This window comes from Xenorhabdus khoisanae (assembly GCF_001037465.1).
Classification (GTDB): domain Bacteria; phylum Pseudomonadota; class Gammaproteobacteria; order Enterobacterales; family Enterobacteriaceae; genus Xenorhabdus; species Xenorhabdus khoisanae.
This window is the reverse complement of record NZ_LFCV01000071.1, coordinates 38,550-54,805: the sequence shown is the minus strand read 5'-3', so window position 1 is coordinate 54,805 and position 16,256 is coordinate 38,550. Positions and strand designations below refer to the sequence as shown.

12 protein-coding genes are annotated in these 16,256 nt (G+C 45.8%); 6 read left to right on the top strand and 6 right to left on the bottom strand.

Annotated elements, in window-relative coordinates:
- The first annotated feature begins 479 nt into the window (after positions 1-479).
- From gltB to AB204_RS11915, 3 genes are all read left to right on the top strand, one after another.
- On the top strand, positions 480-4,937 hold the full coding sequence (gene gltB, locus AB204_RS11925; protein WP_047963591.1) for a glutamate synthase large subunit: 4,458 nt from the start codon (positions 480-482) through the stop codon (positions 4,935-4,937).
- A gap of 10 nt (positions 4,938-4,947) precedes the next feature.
- A complete protein-coding gene (locus AB204_RS11920) occupies positions 4,948-6,366 on the top strand; it encodes a glutamate synthase small subunit (RefSeq protein ID WP_047963590.1) in 1,419 nt (472 codons plus the stop codon).
- A 323-nt stretch (positions 6,367-6,689) separates the two neighbouring features.
- The gene (locus AB204_RS11915; RefSeq protein WP_047963589.1) at positions 6,690-7,199 is read left to right on the top strand and encodes a hypothetical protein; all 510 of its coding nucleotides are present in this window, start codon (positions 6,690-6,692) and stop codon (positions 7,197-7,199) included.
- Positions 7,200-7,330: 131 nt separating this feature from the next.
- Here AB204_RS11915 and sspB read toward each other — a convergent pair whose 3' ends face one another.
- From sspB to zapE, 5 genes are all read right to left on the bottom strand, one after another.
- On the bottom strand, positions 7,331-7,813 hold the full coding sequence (sspB, locus tag AB204_RS11910) for a ClpXP protease specificity-enhancing factor (protein WP_047963588.1): 483 nt from the start codon (positions 7,811-7,813) through the stop codon (positions 7,331-7,333).
- 3 nt (positions 7,814-7,816) lie between these two features.
- Positions 7,817-8,458, bottom strand: coding sequence for a stringent starvation protein SspA (sspA, locus tag AB204_RS11905; RefSeq protein WP_047963587.1), 642 nt, complete (start codon positions 8,456-8,458; stop codon positions 7,817-7,819).
- Between the two features lie 429 nt (positions 8,459-8,887).
- Positions 8,888-9,280 (bottom strand): 30S ribosomal protein S9, encoded by a 393-nt coding sequence (rpsI, locus tag AB204_RS11900; protein WP_010847761.1) that lies wholly within the window; start codon positions 9,278-9,280, stop codon positions 8,888-8,890.
- A 15-nt stretch (positions 9,281-9,295) separates the two neighbouring features.
- Positions 9,296-9,724, bottom strand: coding sequence for a 50S ribosomal protein L13 (rplM, locus tag AB204_RS11895; RefSeq protein WP_038259580.1), 429 nt, complete (start codon positions 9,722-9,724; stop codon positions 9,296-9,298).
- A 259-nt stretch (positions 9,725-9,983) separates the two neighbouring features.
- Positions 9,984-11,111: a cell division protein ZapE gene (zapE, locus tag AB204_RS11890; protein ID WP_047963586.1), complete on the bottom strand. Its 1,128-nt coding sequence runs from the start codon at positions 11,109-11,111 to the stop codon at positions 9,984-9,986.
- A gap of 355 nt (positions 11,112-11,466) precedes the next feature.
- On the opposite strand from zapE, the gene zapG reads away from it, so the two are divergent.
- From zapG to degS, 3 genes are all read left to right on the top strand, one after another.
- Positions 11,467-11,871 (top strand): Z-ring associated protein ZapG, encoded by a 405-nt coding sequence (gene zapG, locus AB204_RS11885; RefSeq protein WP_047963585.1) that lies wholly within the window; start codon positions 11,467-11,469, stop codon positions 11,869-11,871.
- A 256-nt stretch (positions 11,872-12,127) separates the two neighbouring features.
- Positions 12,128-13,507 carry a serine endoprotease DegQ gene (degQ, locus tag AB204_RS11880; protein ID WP_047963584.1) on the top strand — a complete coding sequence of 460 codons (1,380 nt, stop codon included), beginning with the start codon at positions 12,128-12,130 and terminating at the stop codon, positions 13,505-13,507.
- Positions 13,508-13,741: 234 nt separating this feature from the next.
- Entirely contained in the window at positions 13,742-14,797 is a 1,056-nt protein-coding gene (degS, locus tag AB204_RS11875; protein WP_047963594.1) for an outer membrane-stress sensor serine endopeptidase DegS, read from the top strand.
- A 154-nt stretch (positions 14,798-14,951) separates the two neighbouring features.
- Here degS and murA read toward each other — a convergent pair whose 3' ends face one another.
- Positions 14,952-16,214, bottom strand: a complete 1,263-nt coding sequence (gene murA / locus AB204_RS11870; protein ID WP_047963583.1) for a UDP-N-acetylglucosamine 1-carboxyvinyltransferase — start codon at positions 16,212-16,214, stop codon at positions 14,952-14,954.
- Positions 16,215-16,256 lie beyond the last annotated feature (42 nt).

Genomic DNA, 16,256 nt, shown 5'->3' with positions numbered 1-16,256 from the left:
ACATAAAATACACGACAAAATTTCTAGAAAACGAAAAAAACAAGATTAAAACACTAGTAACGTCGTATTTTAGAGCATATCTAAAATAGATAATGCGACAATCTTAGTGATATAGCTCACACCATTTAAGGATCATGATCTTGGTCACAAAACACAAAACAACATTATTTATTATTTAAATTCAATCAAATAAACAAAACATCATTGCAATAAACGTCATTTGACACTATTTGACCTGCTCTCTTTTTACCGTTAAGTTGGGAATTCACTGAAAATCACCTGCCGGATAATCACTCGGCTCATATTTATGCAGTAACACAACATCATTTTGATTTACCGCTTGTTATTGCCAATAAAGTTATTGCCAATAGAACAAGTGGCGTTTGACTGAGGGCGCAAATCAGACGCCTGTAGAAATAATATATCTATATCATCTCGCGAGTGATGTGAGAGCTGGACAGAACTTGGGGAGCTTTACAATGTTGTATGATAATTTGCAGGAAAAAGACAACTGTGGTTTTGGATTAATCGCGCATATTGAAGGAGAGCCAAGCCACAAAGTGGTGCGCACCGCCATACATGCTCTGGCTCGGATGCAGCACCGGGGCGCGATTTTAGCGGATGGAAAAACTGGCGATGGTTGTGGCTTATTAATGCAAAAGCCCGATCGTTTTTTTCAGATGACTGCCAGCGAGCATTCATGGCGGCTAGCCAAGAACTATGCAGTCGGTATGCTGTTTCTGAGTCAGGATGCCAAAATAGCTCAATCATGCCGTGACATCATCGAACAAGAATTACAAAACGAAACCTTATCTATTGTGGGTTGGCGGGAAGTTCCCATCAATCGCGATATTTTGGGGGATATTGCCCTGTCAAGCCTGCCCCGCATTGAACAGATTTTTGTCAATGCACCTGCCGGATGGCGCTCGCAGGATTTAGAACGCCGGTTATTCGTTGCCCGACGTCGTATAGAAAAACGCATCACTGACAATGATTTTTATATTTGCAGCCTGTCTAATCTGGTCACAATTTACAAAGGACTGTGCATGGCTGCGGATTTACCCCGTTTCTATCCAGATTTGGCCGACTTGCGGATGGAATCTTCTATCTGTTTATTCCACCAACGTTTTTCGACCAATACGGTTCCCCGCTGGCCTCTGGCACAACCGTTTCGTTATCTGGCGCATAATGGGGAAATCAATACCATTACAGGCAACCGTGAATGGGCTAAAGCGAGAGCCTATAAGTTTCGCACGCCACTGATCCCTGATTTGCATACCGCTGCACCTTTCGTGAATGAAACAGGCTCAGACTCCAGCTCATTAGACAATATGCTGGAGCTGTTCCTCAATGGCGGTATGGATTTAATTCGCGCGATGCGACTGCTGGTGCCACCTGCATGGCAGAATAACCCTGATATGGATGATGACCTGCGCGCATTCTTCGATTTCAATTCTATGCACATGGAACCGTGGGATGGCCCTGCCGGCATCGTTATTTCCGATGGGCGCTATGCGGCCTGCAATCTGGATCGCAATGGCCTGCGTCCTGCCCGTTATGTGATCACCAAAGATAAGCTGATTACCTGTGCTTCTGAAGTGGGTATTTGGGATTACCAACCCGATGAAGTCGTGGAGAAAGGCCGTGTTGGGCCGGGTGAGTTAATGGTCATTGATACCTATGCAGGCCGCATTCTTCATTCCGCTGAAACGGATAATGATTTGAAACTCAGACATCCTTATAAAGAATGGCTGGAGAAAAATGTTAAGCGTTTGACCCCATTTGAGGAATTGCCGGAAGATCAAGTGGGTCAAAGGGATTTAGATGATCGGCTGTTGGCAACTTATCACAAGCAATTTGCCTACAGTAATGAGGAACTGGATCAAATTATCCGTACCCTTGGTGAAAATGCCCAGGAAGCTACCGGATCAATGGGAGATGATACGCCGTTTGCCGTACTATCCAGCCGACCGCGCATTATCTATGATTATTTCCGCCAACAATTTGCCCAAGTCACCAATCCTCCCATCGATCCGCTGCGTGAAGCCCATGTGATGTCATTGGCTACCCGTATTGGGCGAGAAATGAATGTTTTTTGTGAAGCGGAAGGGCAAGCTCATCGACTGAGTTTTGAATCTCCAGTTCTGCTCTACTCTGATTTTGTGCAACTGACTACGCAGCAAGAATCCTATTATCGTGCTGATACGTTGGATTTAACCTTCAATCCACAGGAAAGCAGCCTTCAAAGTGCAGTTGCAACCTTATGCGAAAGAGCAGAAAAACTCGCCCGTAATGGCGCAGTATTACTGGTGCTATCCGATCGTAATATTTCACCCGAAAAGCTGCCAATCCCTGCACCAATGGCTGTCGGTGCCATTCAGCACTGTTTGGTTGAGAAAAACCTGCGCTGCGATGCCAACTTGATCGTAGAAACTGCCAGCGCGCGTGATCCACATCATTTTGCTGTATTGCTGGGCTTTGGTGCTACTGCTGTTTACCCTTATCTGGCCTATGAGTCACTGGGAAAAATGGTGGATGATGGCACAATCAACACGCCATATGCCCGCGTTATGCTGAATTATCGCAACGGTGTTAATAAAGGGCTGTATAAGATTATGTCCAAAATGGGCATTTCCACTATCTCTTCTTATCGCTGCTCTAAATTGTTTGAGGCTGTCGGCCTGCATCCTGAGGTGACAGACGTCTGTTTCAACGGGGTCGTCAGTCGTATTGGAGGGGCGGATTTCAGCGATTTTGAACAAGATCTGCGGAATCTTTCCAAACGCGCATGGCTACATCGTCACACTATCGATCAGGGCGGGCTGCTGAAATATGTCCATAATGGGGAATACCACGCTTATAACCCTGATGTCGTCAATACCTTGCAGGCTGCGGTTCACAGCGGCAAGTACAGCGATTACCAAAAGTATTCCGCATTGGTGAATGGACGCCCTGTCACAACACTGCGGGATTTACTGGCTATTGCACCGAAAGGCGAGCTGATAGCCATTGAGGATGTTGAACCCGCAGAAGCCCTGTTCAAACGTTTTGACACAGCAGCCATGTCGATTGGAGCGTTAAGCCCTGAAGCTCATGAAGCGCTGGCAGAAGCGATGAATACTTTGGGTGGTTTTTCTAATTCTGGCGAAGGCGGGGAAGATCCCGCTCGTTACGGCACAAAGAAAGTTTCCCGCATTAAACAGGTCGCATCGGGTCGATTTGGCGTAACACCCGCGTATCTGGCGAGTGCCGATGTGATTCAGATAAAGGTCGCACAAGGCGCAAAACCAGGAGAAGGCGGTCAATTACCGGGGGATAAGGTAACGCCTTATATCGCAAAATTGCGTTACTCCGTACCGGGAGTCACACTAATTTCACCACCACCACATCATGATATTTATTCTATCGAAGATTTGGCTCAACTGATTTTCGATCTTAAGCAAGTGAATCCGAAGGCGCTGATTTCAGTGAAACTGGTTTCAGAGCCGGGAGTAGGCACGATTGCCACAGGTGTCGCCAAAGCCTACGCCGATCTGATTACTATTGCCGGTTATGACGGAGGAACCGGTGCAAGCCCCTTGTCTTCCGTAAAATATGCCGGTTGTCCGTGGGAATTGGGGCTTGTGGAAACGCAGCAGGCGCTGGTTGCCAATGGGTTGCGCCATAAAATCCGTCTTCAGGTTGATGGGGGATTGAAAACAGGTCTGGATATCATCAAGGCAGCCATTTTAGGTGCAGAAAGTTTTGGTTTTGGCACTGGCCCGATGGTGGCCCTCGGCTGTAAATATCTGCGTATCTGCCACTTAAATAACTGTGCAACGGGAGTTGCGACGCAAGATGAAAAACTGCGTCAGTCTCACTATCATGGCCTGCCAGAAAGAGTCATTAATTACTTTCACTTTATTGCGCAGGAGACACGTGAGCTGATGGCGCAATTAGGCGTGAAGCGGCTCATTGATTTGATTGGCCGAACAGACCTGCTGGAAATACTTGAGGGGATTTCTGCCAAACAAAGTAAGCTCAGTCTTGAGACTTTGCTGGAAACCGCAGAGCCGCATGCGGGCAAAGATTTACACTGTACGGAGGATAACCCTCCCTTCGATCAAGGTGAGTTAAATAAATCAATCGTCACTCAAGCCATGCCTTATGTGGAAAATGCGCAGAGTAAAACGTTCTATTTTGATATTCAAAATACTGACCGTTCTGTGGGGGCATCACTCTCCGGCGAGATTGCGGCGCGATATGGCGACCAAGGGTTAGCGGCCGACCCGATCAAACTGCATTTCACCGGCACGGCCGGGCAAAGTTTTGGTGTCTGGAATGCAAGTGGCGTCGAATTGACCTTAACCGGCGATGCCAATGATTATGTCGGTAAGGGTATGGCTGGCGGCAGAATTGTTATCCTCCCTCCTGTTGGTTCAGCCTTCAAGAGTAACGAAGCCACCATTATCGGCAATACCTGTCTTTATGGCGCGACAGGTGGAAAATTATTTGCCGCAGGGTGTGCTGGTGAACGCTTCGCAGTACGTAATTCCGGTGCCATCACTGTGATTGAGGGAATCGGCGATAACGGCTGTGAATATATGACTGGCGGCATCGTCTGTGTTCTCGGCAACACCGGCGTAAACTTTGGTGCAGGCATGACCGGCGGATTCGCTTACGTGCTTGATGAGTCCGATGATTTCCGCAAACGTGTTAATCCAGAGCTGGTGGAAGTTCTCTCCATGGATGCCCTCGCCATTCACAAGGAACATCTGCGGGGATTAATCACCGAGCACGTCCGTCTGACTGGTTCTCAACATGGCGAAAGCCTATTGGAGAATTGGTCACAATGGGTTAATAAATTTGCGCTGGTTAAACCCAAATCCAGTGATGTCAGCGCGTTGTTGGGACACCGTAGCCGTTCTTCTGCGGAATTGCGGGTTCAGGCGCAGTAAGGAGTCAATAATGAGCCAGAATGTTTATCAATTTATCGACTTACAGCGTGTCGATCCGCCTAAGAAGCCGTTGAAAATCCGGAAAATAGAATTTGTGGAAATTTATGAATCATTTTCAGAAATTCAGGCGCAAGCACAAGCAGATCGTTGCCTTGCATGCGGTAACCCGTACTGTGAATGGAAATGTCCCGTACATAACTACATTCCAAACTGGCTGAAACTTGCCAATGAAGGGCGCATCATTGAAGCAGCAGAGTTATCACACCAGACTAACAGCTTGCCAGAAGTCTGCGGACGGGTTTGTCCACAAGATCGCCTGTGTGAAGGCGCCTGTACGCTGAATGATGACTTTGGTGCAGTCACTATTGGCAACATCGAACGCTATATTAACGACACGGCTATAGCCATGGGTTGGAAACCGGATATGTCACATGTCACCCCGACAGGCAAACGGGTGGCAGTGATTGGTGCTGGCCCCGCAGGATTGGCCTGCGCAGATGTCCTTACCCGTAACGGTGTGCAGGCCGTGGTTTATGATCGCCATCCTGAAATCGGAGGCTTGCTCACATTTGGCATTCCTGCTTTCAAACTGGAAAAAGAGGTGATGATTCGTCGCCGTGAAATGTTCTCCGATATGGGTATCGAATTCCGCTTAGATACTGAAATCGGTAAAGACATCTCGCTGGCCGAACTCACAAAAGAATTTGATGCTGTATTTCTTGGCGTGGGCACTTACCAATCCATTCACGCCGGGCTGGAAAACGAAGATGCGGACGGGGTATATGATGCCCTGCCTTTTTTAATCGCTAATACTCGTCAGTTGATGGGCTACTCTTCTCTATCAGAACAACCTTATGTTGATATGAAAGGTAAACGTGTATTGGTTCTGGGTGGCGGTGATACAGCCATGGACTGCGTTCGTACTTCAGTTCGCCAAGGCGCTACGAGCGTTATCTGTGCCTATCGCCGGGATGAAGAAAATATGCCCGGTTCTCGCCGGGAAGTGAAAAATGCGAAAGAGGAAGGTGTTGAATTCCGCTTCAATCTTCAACCAATTCGTATTGAGGTTAATAGCACTGGACAAGTTTGTGGCGTCAGGGTCGTGAAAACCCAGCTAGGTGTCATGGATGAAAAAGGTCGTCGTGAAGCCGAGATCATTCAAGGCTCCGAATTCCTGATAGAAGCTGATGCGGTGATTATGGCGTTTGGTTTTAAGCCTCACACGATGAGCTGGCTAGACGAACATCAAGTCGAACTCGATCAAAAGGGACGCATTATCGCCCCCGAATCCAGTGAATTACCTTTCCAAACCAGTAACCCCAAAATATTCGCAGGTGGAGATGCAGTACGCGGTTCTGACTTAGTAGTAACTGCAATCGCCGAAGGCAGAAGAGCCGCTTCCAGCGTTCTTGATTATCTTGAAGTGTAATACTTAATTTTCCCTCTTTATTTCCCCCTATTTTCTCCGGCAGAAAGCCGGAGAAAATTTCAATAAATTAAAAGAATCCTATTTTTTTATTTTGTTCTTACTACCACACTGATTTTAATTTTTGGTTTTATGCGATTATTCTTATATCCTAAAGTCAAATATTCCAATTTAATCTCCCACTCGTTACAGCAACACAACAATAGTGCAATACCGTAATACAGCAACAAGGTTTATTTTTTTCGAAAAGAAAACTTCTCAGTGTAACTGATTAAATAGTACTAAATTTAAAGATCATTAAAGTAATAATAACCAGGAAGAAATATATGCGCTTATTCACACAGGTACTCTTCTTCTCCTTCATATCCTTGATAAGTTTGCCGTCGGTTGCCAGATTCGCTACGCCCGAAAAGATCATGCAACAGGTGCAGGAAAGAGGGGTAAATGCTGTTGTGGCTGAATTAAGCGAAGAACGAGAGTGGAGCAATATTACCCATAACATCTCAACTGGTGATAGCCAATGGGTACAAATTGCCTTCAAATTATCCCAAAATATTCACCCAAACGCTTCGAAACAGATTATCGACGCCTTATCACTTGCTTTGGTTAATAATCCCGTTGAGGTATTAGAATTGACAAACAAACATCGCGCTTTTTCATTTGCTGATATCTGTAATATTCCTCCAACGATAACAGGAAAATCGCAAAAGAGAGCATTTTTTAAGAGCGCGATGGACAGCCTAAAAGCGGCAGATCAGTCTAAGCAGGGAAAAAATCGGGACAATATCGAAACGTGTCGATGGGAAATTGAAAAGGCAGCCAGTGTCTATTTTTGACGCTAAATGAACTGATATAAAAAAATAAAGGAGAACAATGTCTCCTTTATTTTTATATCCGTCGTCTTTCAAGTTGCCGCTTTTATAGGCTGCACCTTGAAATTCAGATTGGAATGTCGTTTACTGCGCAATTATTTTACAACACGCAAGGTTGGGCGACCTTTTGGTGGTTGAGGGGGTTCATCGTCTGGTGAATTATCATCACGAGAAATTTTCTTATCGTGGATAAGTACCAAATTGTCTGCTACCGGCGAATCCACTCCTTCTGACTCGCTACTCTCTTCATAGGCGAGTTCCGGTTCAAACATCATTCCCGCACCATTCTCACGGGCATAAACCGCAAGAACAGCCTCCATTGGGACAGTGACTTGACGTGCAACACCACCAAAACGGGCATTGAATCTAACTTCATCGTTGGTTAATTCCAGATTACCAACTGCCCTCGGTGAAATATTCAGGATAATCTGACCATTCTGTGCATATTCTAACGGAACATTTACTCCGTACAGACTAACATCCACAACAATATGCGGGGTCATTTCATTATCCAGCAACCACTCATAATGTGCCCGCAATAGATAAGGACGACGTGGAGACATTTGAGTCATCTCCATAAATTAACTCCGTGATTGTAAACGCATTTCACGTTCTGCTTCCGTCAACGAAGCCAAAAATGCGTCACGTTCAAATACACGCTGCATATAGACTTGAAGATCTTTTGCACCCGGGCCTGACAATTCAACACCCAAGACAGGCAAACGCCACAGCAGCGGAGACAAGTAACAGTCGACCAAGCTGAATTCATCACTCATGAAGAAAGGCATTTCCCTGAAAATAGGCCCAATAGCCAGCAATTCTTCAGCAAGCTGTTTCCGTGCAGCATTAGCTTCCTGAACATTTCCTGCCTGAATTTTGTACATCAGAGAATACCAGTCTTTTTCAATTCTATGCATCATCAGGCGGCTGGAGCCACGAGCAACAGGATACACAGGCATGAGTGGCGGATGCGGGAAACGCTCATCCAGATATTCCATAATGATGCGAGAATCATACAGGGTCAGCTCACGATCAACGAGAGTAGGAACGGATTGGTAGGGATTCAGATCAATTAAATCCTGAGGTAAATTACCTGCTTCAACGTGTTCAATCTCAACGCTGACCCCCTTTTCCGCCAGTACAATTCGCACTTGATGGCTAAAAATGTCGGTCGGGCCGGAAAACAGAGTCATTACCGAACGTTTGTTGGCAGCGACAGCCATGAAAACCTCCAAGTTTATCTAAAAAAAGGAACGAACAGCCCTTCAGTGAACAGCGGCCATTCTCGCTCATATTCTCATCCTGTTTCGCACTTATTATCTGAGGTTGTTATCCCTTCATCTTTCAAGTGACAGCGTTGCTGGCGGTAACGAGAAATATTTCGAAGATATGTTTTACCTCTGCCAAATCAGGCAAACTCATGGATAAGGCAAAAAATTGTTACTAGTCTACCAGATTTTGCACATTTTGTGGGGAAGTACATCGAGAATTAATGATGAAATATTGGAGTCTAAAGATTTGTTTCTTTAATATGCTATTTTTTAGCAAAAAAAGAGAATTATCGAAGAATGAAAAAGCCCATAACGTAAAAAAACCCGCCATAAAATGACGGGTTTTCAACTTTAATCCAATGCCACAAAGGCGGCAATAAATTAACGTTTGGAGAACTGTGGACGACGACGTGCTTTGCGCAGACCCACTTTTTTACGTTCAACTTCACGGGCATCGCGAGTAACGAAGCCAGCTTTGCGAAGATCAGAACGCAGAGTCTCGTCATAAGCCATCAGTGCACGGGTGATACCGTGACGGATTGCGCCTGCCTGACCAGAAATACCACCACCTTTAACAGTGATGTACAGATCCAGTTTGCCCAGCATTTCAACCAGCTCAAGTGGTTGACGAACAACCATGCGCGCAGTTTCACGACCGAAGTAAACTTCGAGGCTGCGTTGGTTGATTACGATGTTACCGCTACCTGGCTTAATGAAGACACGCGCGGAAGAGCTTTTGCGGCGACCAGTGCCGTAGTATTGATTTTCAGCCATTGCCTATAATCCCGATTAAATGTCCAGAACTTGTGGTTGCTGTGCCGCATGGTTGTGCTCGCTGCCCGCGTAAACTTTCAGTTTACGGTACATTGCACGACCCAGTGGCCCTTTTGGCAGCATGCCTTTAACCGCGATTTCAATGACACGCTCAGGACGGCGAGCAATCATCTCTTCAAAGGTCGCTTGCTTGATACCACCGATGTGGCCAGTGTGGTGATAATAGATCTTGTCAGCACGTTTGTTGCCGGTTACAGCAACTTTTTCTGCGTTAACAATAATGATGTAATCACCAGTATCAACGTGCGGAGTATATTCCGCTTTGTGCTTGCCGCGCAGGCGACGAGCTATTTCAGTTGCAAGGCGGCCCAAAGTTTTGCCGTCTGCGTCAACAACATACCAGTCGCGTTTTACGGTTTCTGGTTTAGCTGTAAAAGTTTTCATTAAAGCTTACCCAATTATAAGTTACACGTTGGTGAACACTCGATGTTCAGAAACTGTTTTTGAGGTTCACACGACTCATGTCCAGCAAACCTACCCCTTCGAATAGCCTATGCCGGCACTAATGCAAGTTTTTTGGGAAAAAAAATCTTGCTGTAACGTGGGGTCGCAAGATTATAGAGAAGTCATTGTAAAAAATCGACCCCAAATTCAATAATTATCCAGTAGACCAATGCTGCCTTCTCCCATAAGCATCAATATATCAAGGTAAATGCGGAAGTTTCAGGTATTCCTCGCTTTGCATTTCCTGCAATCGGGACAAGCAACGCCGATATTCAAACGTCAGCAATTCTCCCTGATAAAGCTGCTCCATTGATACTTCAGCATTGATAATAAGCTTCACATGCCGTTCATAGAATTCATCAACCAATGCAATGAAGCGTCGTGCTGCACTTTCATACAAAGTAGTCATTATTGGCATGTCATGCAGCAATACCGAATGATAAAGTTTCGATAACGCAATGTAATCCAACTGGCTGCGGGGATCTTCGCACAAGGTCTTAAAGTTGATGGCCAATACCCCGTCAACGCTGCTGATTGTAGGCATACTGCGATGATTAATCTGCAAAACCGGATTCGGTTCACCTTCCCGCCCGGATAAACGTTGGAACATACGCTGCATCTCCTGCCGATTTTCTTCCGATAATGGCGTCAAATAGAGATGTGCCTGTGTGAGTGTCCGCAACCGATAGTCAATGCCCGCATCGACATTCATGACATCACAATATTTTTTTATTTGCTCAATGGCTGGCAGAAACCGCGCGCGCTGCAATCCATTTCGGTATAAATCATCCGGTGGAATGTTGGATGTTGCTACCAATGCAATTCCCCGCATAAACAGAGCTTCCAGCAAAGTACCGAGGATCATCGCATCCGTGATATCAGAAACAAAAAACTCATCGAAACAGAGTATATCCGTCTCTGCCTTGAAGCCATCAGCCACTATCTCCAAAGGGTCTTCATACCCTTGCAGGGTCATTAGCTCTTCATGCACCCGCAGCATGAAACGATGAAAATGAAGGCGTAACTTTCGCTCCGTGGGCAGGCTCTGGAAAAACATATCCATCAACCATGTTTTTCCGCGTCCGACACCACCCCACATATAAAGCCCCTGAACGGGACGACACGGTTCGGGGGCTTGTCTCCCAAATAACTTGCCAAATATTCCTTTCAGTTTATTGGGTTGTGGAGAATAGCAAGGGTTGGCATTAATGAGGTCGTGATGAAGAGTATCCAAGCGTGCAACCGTATTTCTCTGCACATCATCAGGCTGGTACTGACCATCAGACAACGCAGATTGATAGAGAGATGAAGGTGTAATCGGTGACATGAAAGTGGCAATCCTTAAAAATTTTTTATTCTCAGCACGTATGACATTTGACTGATAAGAGTTACGTCAATCTCCTCTGATTTCAGTTCATTATATGACTTCTTATCCAAAATTTCGCTTTACTGGCTACGCTGTAACTTGAAAACTATCAGATATAATTCACGGCATACCCTAGCAAATCTGTATAAAATTAACACATTAGATGATGTATAAATTAATTAAATAATAATCAATATTCCACTCAGGCTAAATTAACGGTTATAGTGGTAGTAAGGTTATAGTGGTAGTAATGATATTGCAGAACTGGTATGCAGAACTGGTATTGTAGAACAATGATGTGACTAAAGGAGTTGCCATGACTTGGGAATATGCACTGATCGGATTAATCATTGGTTTTATCGTCGGCGCGCTGGCTGTCCGCTTTGGCAGCTCAAAAGTACGCCAACAGAATGAACTACAAGCAGAACTAGAGAAAAACCGGACTGAGTTGGAAGAGTATCGCAAAGAGTTAGTCAGCCATTTCGCCCGTAGTGCGGAGTTACTTGATAATATGGCTCGCGATTATCGTCAGTTATATCAGCACATGGCCAAAAGTTCCAACGACCTGATGCCTAACATGCCGATACAGGATAATCCTTTCAATTATCGTCTCAGCAAATCCGAAGCCGAGAAAAATAAAATGGCATCGGACATGCCTCCACGGGACTATTCTGAGGGTGCATCCGGCCTGTTCCGTCCTATCCAAGATAAGAAACAATAAATTTTTTTGCCGTGGTAACATTCGGTGCCACGGCGCATTAACAGTGAATTCACGTAAATACCTGTAAAGAAATTCCTTGAAACTACATTATTAGTGAACTTTGCTGAATAATCAGTAGTCATAACAGCATCGAATCAATTATGCCTAGAACCTATCCCGATAAGCGTAATTTCCGGGAAAATTAAACTCCCTGACAGGATAGGTCTCTTAAGTACAACTTCCCTTTTTTGGCTTAGGTATTAAGAGAACGTATTCAATGAAAAGAAAAAATACATTGCTTAGCGCACTCGCTATCAGTATTGGACTGTCTTTAGCTTCAGTTCCAATGGTAAGTAATGCAGCGTTACCTGCTGCCGTGGCCTCTCAAGAATTGCCCAGTCTGGCGCCAATGCTGGAAAAAGTCCTTCCTTCCGTTGTTACTGTGCATGTCTCAGGTACTGAAGTACAAAATCAACAGCTTCAATTACCCGAAGATTTCCAATTCTTCTTTGGGCCTGCTTTTCCACCACAAGAACAGAGAAGCCGCCCATTCAAGGGGTTAGGCTCCGGCGTTATTATTGATGCCAATAAAGGCTATGTGCTGACCAATAGTCATGTCATTGAAAATGCCAACAAGATACGAGTCCAATTAAATGACGGTCGTGAATACTCCGCAAAACTGGTCGGGCGCGATCCACAAACTGACATTGCACTCTTAGAACTGAAAGATGCCAAAAATCTGACAGCCATTAAGTTCGCTGATTCCGACCAACTGCGCGTCGGGGATTACTCCGTAGCAATCGGCAATCCATTTGGGCTGGGGCAAACTGTTACATCCGGGATCATTTCCGCTCTTGGCCGCAGTGGCCTGAATCTGGAAGGTCTGGAAAACTTTATCCAGACCGATGCGTCCATTAACCGCGGTAACTCAGGTGGTGCCTTGATTAACCTGAAAGGGGAATTAATCGGTATTAACACCGCCATTATTGCGCCGGGCGGTGGTAACGTTGGTATTGGTTTTGCTATCCCAAGTAATATGGCCAGAAACCTTTCCGCACAACTCATTGCCAACGGAGAAGTCAAACGTGGCATACTCGGTATCAAAGGAACCGAGATGAGCGCAGATATCGCTAAGGCACTCAACATAGATGCACAACAAGGGGCATTTGTCAGCGAAGTTATGCCTAAATCGGCTGCTGCCAAAGCGGGTATCAAACCAGGGGATGTATTGGTTTCCTTTGATGGTAAGAAGATCAACAGTTTTGCTGAATTGCGGGCAAAAATTGGCACAACCGTTCCGGGCAAAGATGTCAAAATTGGCCTGCTGCGCAAAGGAAAACCACTGGAAGTCACCGTAACATTGGATAACAGTGATGGTCAGTCAACCAAAGCAGAAAAACTGAGTATTGCCCTGCAAGGTGCAACCCTGAGCAATGCCACCGTGAAAAACACGCAAGGCGTCAAAGTGGATTCCGTTGCTCAGAATTCGCCTGCTGCACTGTCTGGTTTGCAGAAAGATGACCTGATTGTTGGCGCCAATAATGTGCGTGTACGGAATATTGGCGAATTGCGTAAGGTCATTGAGGATAAAACTTCAGTTATCGCATTAAGCGTCATACGTGGTGACGATAATGTTTATCTGTTGCTGCGTAATTAATCAATTAAATATTAAAAGCGCAATCTATTCCCAATGGATTTCAAGATGCAGCGCGACGGCAAGGGAATGAATCCCCAGGAGCATAGATCACTATGTGGCTGGGGTGAATGAGCACAGCCAACAAAGCGGCAACTTGAAAGACGGAGGGTATATCCATGGCAGACACAGTATTATGCTGTGTCTGTTCGCTTCTATGCTATTCTTCTTTTCAATCAATTATTACTGAATAATGCCATGCTGACCAAGTTATTGCGCTCTATACTGATAGGTTTATTGATTGCAGCTATCTTGCTGATTGCTATTCCTTCCCTGCAACCCAATGGCTTAAAAAATCTCCTGAGCGATAACGCCAGCAATAAAGTTTACAGTTTCAGCCAAGGAGTCAGGCGGGCAGCTCCTGCTGTTGTCAATATCTATAGCAGCAGTATGGGTAGTTTTTCCCATGAAAGCCGGGAACTCCGTCCCTTGGGTTCTGGCGTCATAATGAGTGAATATGGCTATATTCTGACTAACAAGCATGTCATTAATAAAGCCGGTTCCATCATTGTCGCCCTGCAAGACGGTCGTTTTTATGAAGCCCTGTTGGTCGGTTCAGATGACCCAACCGATTTGGCAGTCCTGAAAATTAATGCCACAGATCTTCCTGTGATCCCCATCAATCCTAAACGTGTGGCTCATGTAGGCGATGTCGTTCTGGCTATCGGTAATCCGTACAATTTGGGGCAAACCATCACGCAGGGCATTATCAGTGCGACAGGGCGTGTAGGGCTTAGCCCGACCCGACGCCAAAATTTCCTGCAAACAGATGCCTCAATTAATCAGGGTAACTCGGGTGGCGCTTTGGTTAATACATTAGGGGAATTGGTCGGGATCAATACGTTAACGTTTGATAAGTCAGAGTTTGGCACGACGCCTGAAGGATTAGGATTTGCCATTCCAACGAAATTGGCTACGACAATCATGCAGAAATTGATCCGTGACGGACGGGTTATTAGAGGATATATAGGCATCACAGCCAGAGAATTACCCCATATTCGCTCATCAGGCAGTAATATCAATCAAATTCAAGGCATGCGTGTTTTTCAGGTTGCACCGGGAGGCCCGGCCGAAAAAGCTGGCATCAAAGTGGGCGATATCATTACCAGCGTCAATCACCAACCTGCCGTATCACCCACTGAAACGATGGATCAAGTCGCAGAAATTCATCCCGGTAGTGTTGTTCCTGTCACCGTACTGCGTGATGGAACTTCACTGACCCTAAGTGTCACTATTGATGAGTTTGATGGTTAGTAAAATTAATAGGTAGTGAAATTGATGGTTAGTGAAATTGGTGCCTTGAAAATCTGTGCACTCGAAATCTGAACGGTGCATGGAAAAAAGATGTTTAATCCCTCGCCCCTTTACGGACGAGGGATTGAATGAACGAAGAAAAAACTAATTTCGCTTAATCAGTTGACTTAATTCGCTCAATATTCGCCCCAAGACCACGCAGTTTATCTTCGATATGCTCGTAACCCCGGTCGATATGATAAATACGATCGACAACTGTAGTTCCTTCAGCAATACAACCTGCCAGCACTAAGCTTGCAGAGGCGCGCAAGTCAGTCGCCATCACCTGAGCGCCAGACAGTTTTTCAACGCCATGGCATAGCACTGTATTGCTCTCAATTTCTGCCCGAGCCCCCATACGAATCAACTCAGGAATGTGCATAAAGCGATTTTCAAAGATGGTTTCAGTGATCATTCCTGCGCCATCCGCAACCATATTCAACAGGCTGAATTGCGCCTGCATATCGGTCGGGAAGCCCGGATGTGGAGCCGTGCGGAATGTGACTGCTTTAGGGCGCTGACCGTGCATATCAAGGCTAACCCAATCCTCTCCCACTTTGATGTCCGCACCCGCTTCACGCAGTTTCGCTAAAACAGCATCCAATGTATCGGGCTTGGCATGGCGGCAAACCACTTTGCCGCGGGAAATCGCCGCAGCCACCAGAAAAGTACCTGTTTCGATACGATCAGGGAGTACGCGATGAACCCCACCGCCTAAACGTTCAACCCCCTCAATTACGATGCGATCAGTGCCTGCACCACTGATTTTTGCTCCCAATGTATTGAGGAAATTAGCGGTATCTTCAATTTCAGGTTCACGCGCCGCATTCTCAATGACAGTTGTACCTTCCGCCAATGTTGCCGCTGTCATAATAGTCACTGTTGCTCCAACACTGACTTTATCCATGACAATGCTGGCCCCTTTCAAACGGCCATCTACAGAAGCTTTGACATAACCTTCATCCAGTACGATTTTCGCACCAAGCTGCTCCAGCCCGGAAATATGGAGATCGACAGGACGGGCCCCAATGGCACAACCGCCCGGCAAAGAGACTTGTCCCTGACCGAAACGCGCCACCAGCGGTCCCAATGCCCAGATGGAAGCGCGCATTGTCTTGACTAGCTCATAAGGAGCACAATATTCATTGACTCCACTGGCATCAACAAAAATAGAGCCATTACGTTCCACTTTCGTTCCTAAGCGATTGAGCAGTTTGATAGTAGTATCAATATCTTTCAATTCAGGAACATTCTGTAATTCAACTGGCTCTTCTGCCAGCAACGCTGCGAACATAATTGGTAATGCGGCATTTTTTGCCCCGGAAATCGTAACCTCTCCCGACAGGCAAGTAGGCCCTTTCACACGAAATTTATCCATCTGTCATGATTCTCTTGTTTAATTCAAAGTGTGCTGTTCGCG